5 protein-coding genes are annotated in these 6,626 nt (G+C 55.1%); 2 read left to right on the forward strand and 3 right to left on the reverse strand.

The genetic code is table 11. The features are described 5' to 3' along the window. Positions 1-49 precede the first annotated feature (49 nt). Positions 50-1,561 (reverse strand): leucyl aminopeptidase, encoded by a 1,512-nt coding sequence (gene pepA / locus NG42_RS05800; protein ID WP_052898331.1) that lies wholly within the window; start codon positions 1,559-1,561, stop codon positions 50-52. A 265-nt stretch (positions 1,562-1,826) separates the two neighbouring features. Here pepA and lptF point away from each other — a divergent pair, with 265 nt between their 5' ends. Continuing rightward, the gene (lptF, locus tag NG42_RS05805) at positions 1,827-2,927 is read left to right on the forward strand and encodes an LPS export ABC transporter permease LptF (protein WP_052898332.1); all 1,101 of its coding nucleotides are present in this window, start codon (positions 1,827-1,829) and stop codon (positions 2,925-2,927) included. After that, positions 2,927-4,003: an LPS export ABC transporter permease LptG gene (gene lptG, locus NG42_RS05810; protein WP_052898333.1), complete on the forward strand. Its 1,077-nt coding sequence runs from the start codon at positions 2,927-2,929 to the stop codon at positions 4,001-4,003. Before lptF ends, lptG begins: the two co-directional genes overlap by 1 nt. Before the next feature lie 42 nt (positions 4,004-4,045). On the opposite strand, the gene NG42_RS05815 is transcribed toward lptG, so the two are convergent. Continuing rightward, complete coding sequence (locus tag NG42_RS05815) at positions 4,046-5,323, reverse strand: DUF445 domain-containing protein (RefSeq protein ID WP_052898334.1); 1,278 nt, start codon at positions 5,321-5,323, stop codon at positions 4,046-4,048. A 9-nt stretch (positions 5,324-5,332) separates the two neighbouring features. After that, positions 5,333-6,626, reverse strand: a 1,294-nt coding sequence (locus NG42_RS05820; RefSeq protein WP_052898386.1) for a helicase HerA-like domain-containing protein, incomplete at its 5' end; no start/stop codon positions are given.

Genomic DNA, 6,626 nt, shown 5'->3' on the forward strand with positions numbered 1-6,626 from the left:
TATTGAAACGGGCGGCGATAACGCCGCCCATACGGGAGATGATACGCGATTAATCGTCGCCGTTTAAGCCTGCACGATTTAACAGGAACTGCGACAACAGCGCCACCGGACGACCGGTTGCCCCTTTAGCTTTACCTGAACGCCAGGCAGTGCCGGCGATATCAAGGTGCGCCCAGTTATACTTACGGGCATAGCGCGCAAGGAAGCTGGCTGCGGTAATCGCACCACCCGGACGGCCACCAATATTGGCCATATCGGCGAAGTTCGACTCCAGCTGATCCTGATACTCATCGGCCATTGGCAGACGCCACGCGCGGTCACCCGCCTGTTCCGATGCGCCGATTAACTCATGCGCCAGCGGGTTGTGGTTCGACATCAGACCGCTGATATGGTGACCCAGCGCAATCACGCAGGCACCGGTCAGGGTGGCGATATCAATGACCACATCCGGATCGAAACGCTCGACGTAGGTCAGCGTATCACAAAGCACCAGACGACCTTCGGCATCGGTGTTCAGCACTTCCACCGTCTGACCAGACATGGTGGTCAGCACATCGCCCGGACGGAAGGCGCGGCCACCTGGCATATTTTCACAACCGGCCAGCACGCCGACCACGTTCAGCGGCAGATTCAGTTCGGCCACCATGCGCATCACGCCATACACTGATGCCGCACCACACATGTCGTACTTCATCTCGTCCATGGAGTCAGCGGGTTTGATCGAGATACCGCCGGAGTCGAAGGTCAGGCCTTTACCGACCAGCACAATCGGTTTGCTGTCCGGGTCCGGATTTCCTTTGTACTCAATGACCGACATCAGCGACTCATTTTGTGAGCCCTGGCCGACCGCCAGATAGGCATTCATCCCCAGCTCTTTCATCTGCTGTTCGCCGATGACGCGAGTGGTAATATTTTTGCTGTAGTTGTCGGCTAACTGACGTGCCTGTGACGCCAGATACGCGGCGTTACAAATATTTGGCGGCATATTGCTGAGATCTTTTGCCGCTTTCACCCCGGCGGCAACCGCCAGACCATGCTGAATGGCGCGCTCACCGCTGGTCAGTTCACGGCGCGTTGGCACGTTGAACACCATTTTACGCAGCGGACGGCGCGGTTCGACTTTATTACTTTTCAGCTGATCGAAGCTGTACAGCGACTCTTTGGAAGTCTCCACCGCCTGGCGTACTTTCCAGTAGGTATTACGGCCTTTAACATGCAGCTCGGTGAGGAAACACACCGCTTCCATCGATCCGGTATCATTCAGGGTATTGATGGTTTTCTGGATCACCTGCTTGTACTGGCGCTCATCAAGTTCGCGCTCTTTACCGCAGCCAATCAACAAAATACGCTCAGACAGGATATTCGGCACATGGTGCAGAAGCAGAGTCTGGCCCACTTTTCCTTCCAGTTCGCCACGGCGCAGCAGGGCGCTGATGTAGCCATCACTGATTTTATCCAGCTGTTCAGCAATCGGTGACAGCCGACGCGGTTCAAAGACGCCAACGACAATACAGGCACTGCGCTGTTTTTCCGGGCTACCGCTTTTTACACTGAACTCCATGCACTCTCCTGAATCTTAAAGACAACGGCGTCTGCTACGGCTAGAATGTAGCGCTTTCGTAACGCATAAAACCGTTGCGTATCGACGTTTAGTAAACGGACGTCAGATTGAGTTTCGATGACAATCGTTGTTTTTTGTGTCATCTAAACGCTTGTGTCATACAATATTAGCTATGACGACTGCCATTGATGAGAAAAAATGGCGAACAAGCGTTGAAACTATCGATTTTCCTGCAAAAAGACAAGTTTTCACAGGCGTACTAAGCGTGATCATCATTAGATATCTGGTTCGGGAAACGCTCAAAAGCCAGCTGGCAATCCTCTTTATCCTGCTGTTGATCTTCTTTTGTCAGAAGTTAGTCAGGATCCTGGGGGCCGCGGTAGATGGCGAAATTCCGACAAATTTAGTTCTGACATTGTTAGGCCTCGGTGTGCCGGAAATGGCACAACTTATCCTGCCGTTGAGCCTGTTTCTTGCCATCTTAATGACGCTGGGCCGGTTATACACCGAAAGCGAAATTACGGTGATGCACGCCTGCGGCCTGAGTAAAGCCGTACTGGTCAAAGCCGCGATGATTTTGATGCTGTTTACCGCCGTGGTGGCAGCCGTCAACGTCGTCTGGCTCGGCCCCTGGTCGTCGCGTTATCAAAATGAAGTGACGCAAAACGCCAAAGCGAACCCTGGCGCAGCGGCACTGGCCGCCGGACAGTTCCAGCAGTCCAGCGACGGTAACTCGGTGCTGTTTATTGAGAACGTCAAAGGCAATACCTTTGGTCATGTGTTCCTCGCACAGCTGCGTCCAAGCGGTAACGCCCGGCCTTCAGTGGTGCTGGCGGACAGCGGCCATATGGAGCAGCACCGTGACGGTTCTCAGGTGGTGACGCTGGATAAAGGCACCCGCTTTGAAGGCACCGCGTTACTGCGTGATTTCCGCATTACCGATTTCGAGAACTATCAGGCGATAGTCGGTTATAAAGCGGCGGTCATTGACCCGAATGACTCCGCGCAGTCCAGCTTTGCCAACTTGCTGAAGTCGGATAATCAGGAGTTCCGCAGCGAGCTGCACTGGCGTCTGACGCTGGTATTTGCGGTGTTGGTGATGGCACTGATGGTGGTGCCGCTCAGCGTGGTGAATCCACGTCAGGGGCGGGTATTGTCGATGCTGCCAGCGATGCTGCTGTATCTGATTTTCTTCCTGCTGCAAAGCTCGCTCAGATCAAATGGCGCGAAAGGGCGTCTCGATCCGGCAATCTGGATGTGGGTAGTCAACCTGCTGTATCTGGCCTTAGCCATCGCACTTAACTTGTGGGACACGGTACCGATGCGTCGCTTCCGTGCACGCTTTAGCAAGGGAGGTAGCGTGTAATGTTTGGCGTACTCGACAGATATATCGGTAAAACTATCTTTAACACCATCATGATGACCCTGTTCATGCTGGTGTCGCTCTCCGGCATTATTAAGTTTGTCGATCAGCTGCGTAAGACCGGCCAGGGCGATTACACCGCGCTGGGTGCCGGTCTGTACACCATCCTCAGCGTGCCAAAAGATATCGAGATCTTCTTCCCGATGGCGGCACTGCTGGGCGCGCTGCTGGGCCTTGGCACGCTGGCGCAGCGCAGTGAGCTGGTGGTGATGCAGGCCTCCGGCTTTACCCGTTTGCAGATCGCGCTGTCGGTGATGAAAACCGCGATTCCGCTGGTGATTCTGACCATGGCGATTGGTGAATTTGTTGCGCCGAAAGGCGAGCAGATGGCGCGCAACTACCGCGCGCAGCAGCTGGTGGGCGGTTCACTGTTGTCGACGAAAAACGGTCTGTGGGCAAAAGATGGCGACAACTTTGTCTATATCGAACGCATCAAAGGCAATAACGATCTCGGTGGCGTCAGCATCTACAGCTTTAACGATCAGCGTCGCTTGCAGAGCGTGCGCTACGCCGCCTCAGCAACCTATGATCAGAACAATAAAGTGTGGAAGCTGTCGCAGGTGGATGAGTCGAACCTGACCGATCCAAAACAGGTAACCGGTAGCCAGACGGTCAGCGGCGAGTGGAGAACCAGTTTAACCCCGGATAAGCTGGGTGTGGTGGCGCTGGATCCTGATGCCTTGTCGATAACCGGCCTGTATGACTACGCGAAGTACCTTAAGCAGAGTGGTCAGGAGTCTGGCCGTTATCAGCTGAATATGTGGAGCAAAATCTTCCAGCCGTTGTCGGTCGCGGTAATGATGCTGATGGCACTGTCGTTTATTTTTGGCCCGCTGCGCAGCGTGTCGATGGGTGTGCGGGTAGTGACCGGTATCAGCTTTGGCTTCCTGTTCTATGTGCTGGACCAGATCTTCGGCCCGCTCAGTCTGGTGTACAACATACCGCCCTTCCTCGGTGCGGTATTGCCAAGTGCGGCATTCTTTGCGGTCAGCGTGTACATGTTGCTGAAACGCCGGTAATCGGCTTACGGGCGGCGTTCTCGCCGCCCGTGCCAAAAACCACTACCTTATCAACGGCAACACCGCCGGTATCTGCGACAGCAAATAGAGAATCAACCCAATCGTCCCACCCACCAGCGTGCCGTTAATCCGGATAAACTGCAGATCCTTGCCGATATTCACTTCAATCTGATGCGACATATCGCGCGCATCCCAGCTTTTCACCGTATCGCTGATATGGCGGGTAAGAAAAGCGGCGAAATCCGGTGCCACCGTGCTGGCCGCGTCCTCCATATGCTGATTCAGTGATGCGCGCAGACTGGCGTCATTCAGCAGCGTTTCGCTAAACCACAGCGCGGCAGCGGTAATCTTCGCCTGCACCGCTGAATTGTCACTGTTCAGATCCGCTTTCAGCCAGCCGCGTAAATCGCCCCACAGCTCGCCAATATAGTTATTCAGCGCTTCATCTTCTTTCAGATACGCCTTGATACCCTCGGCACGCTGCTTCATCTCCGGGTCATGTTTAAGCTTTTCAATCAGCCGCTCCACCGCGCGGTTAAAGCCCTGTCGCAGTTCGTGACCGCGATCCTGGCCGATATCATCAAGAATCGAATTTACCGCATTCGACACCAGTTCGGCGCTGTGCTCGCCCAGCCATTCGGTCGGCAGCATTTTGGCTTTAATCGGGTGCTCGCGCTTCAGCCAGCGCACCAGTTGCATGGCGATAAATTCACGGGTGCCGGGCTTATTAATCAGCTTTAACAGCTGTTCAATCGCGGCGTCGAGCAGCTCCTGATGGCGATTATTTTTGGTCAGGCTGTCCAGCAGCATGGCGCTGGACTGGGTAAGATCGACCTTATCGATAGCTTTATGCACCGCACGGCGTATAAAACGCTGAATACGCGCATCATCAGTCAGATCGAGAAAGCCGCGCATCACCTGCAACAGATGACGCCCCAGCCGTTCAGCATTTGACGGTGCGCTCAGCCAGCCAGCAATAATCTGCGCCGGATCGTGACGACGGATTAGCGCCAGCAGCGACTGGGTATCGAGAAATTTCTCCTGCACAAAGCGGCCAAGATTGTCGCCGATGCGATCTTTATTGCGCGGAATAATCGCCGTATGGCGCGAAATAAACGGCACCGGGACGCGGCGAAACAGCGCCACCACCGCAAACCAGTCGGCCAGCGCACCGACCATCGCCGCTTCGGCAATCGCTTTAATTCCGCTGACCCAGAATCCCGGCGGGAAGAACAGGGTGGCGACAAACACCCCTGCCGCGACACACAGCAGCAGCAGGGCGATGCGTTTAACTTTTTTTAGCTCAATTTCTTTATCCATAACCTTCGCTTAGCGCTTGCGGCCTCCCATAATGCTGCCGAGAACGCCACGAATAATCTGATGAGTAATCTGTCGGGTGGCGCTTTTTGCCATGGTCTGCACCACGCCATCACGCTTGCCACCACGCGGGCCGGTGCTGCCGAACAGAATATCTTTCAGGCCGCCGAGAATCCCGCCATCTATCCCGGCGGATTGCCCTTGTGCTGGCGGAGCCTGTTGCTGTTCGCTGGCCGCCTGCACACCTTTTTGCAGCATCTCATACGCCGATTCGCGATCGACCGCTTCATCATATTTGCCCGACAGCGGCGAGTGGTTAATCAGCCCGTTACGCTCATCGTCACTGACCGGCCCCATGCGTGAGTACGGCGCAATCACCATCGCGCGTTCCACCACTGAAGGGCTGCCTTTTTCATCAAGAAACGAGATCAACGCTTCACCGGTGCCCAGCTCCTGAATCGCTGCCACGGTATCAAAAGCTGGATTGGCGCGCATGGTCTGCGCGGCAGCTTTTACCGCTTTCTGATCGCGTGGCGTAAAGGCGCGCAGCGCATGCTGAATACGGTTACCCAACTGGCCGAGCACCGCATCCGGGATATCCGACGGGTTTTGCGAGACAAAATAAACGCCGACCGCTTTTGAGCGAATCAGGCGGATCACCTGTTCAATCTTATCCAGCAGTACCTGCGGCGCATCGTTAAACAGCAGATGCGCTTCATCAAAGAAAAACACCAGTTTCGGCTGATCGAGATCGCCCGCTTCCGGCAGCTGTTCATACAGTTCCGACAGCATCCACAGCAGGGTGGTGGCGTACAGTTTTGGCATCTGATACAGCTTTTCCGCCGACAGAATATTTATCACGCCTTTACCGTTGGCGTCGGTGCGCATCCAGTCTTTAATATCCAGCATCGGCTCGCCAAAAAAGTACTCAGCACCTTGCTGCTCCAGCGACAGCAGTCCGCGCTGAATGGCACCGACCGAGGCGCTATTAATATTGCCGTACTGCGTCTGGAAGGATTTGGCGTTATCGCCGATATACTGCGTCATGGCGCGCAGGTCTTTAAAATCCAGCAGCAGTAATCCCTGGTCGTCCGCGATGCGGAAAATTATCTGCAACACGCCCGACTGGATTTCATTCAGATTCAGCAAGCGCGCCAGCAGCAGCGGGCCCAGATCCGACACCGTCGCGCGCAGCGGATGACCTTTCTCACCGAAAATATCCCACAGCACCGCAGGATTCGCCTGCGGCTGCCAGTCGGTAACGCCGATATTGCCCAGCCGCGCCAGCAGTTTCTCAGACGCCACA

The organism is Winslowiella iniecta, assembly GCF_001267535.1.
GTDB classification, from domain to species: domain Bacteria; phylum Pseudomonadota; class Gammaproteobacteria; order Enterobacterales; family Enterobacteriaceae; genus Erwinia; species Erwinia iniecta.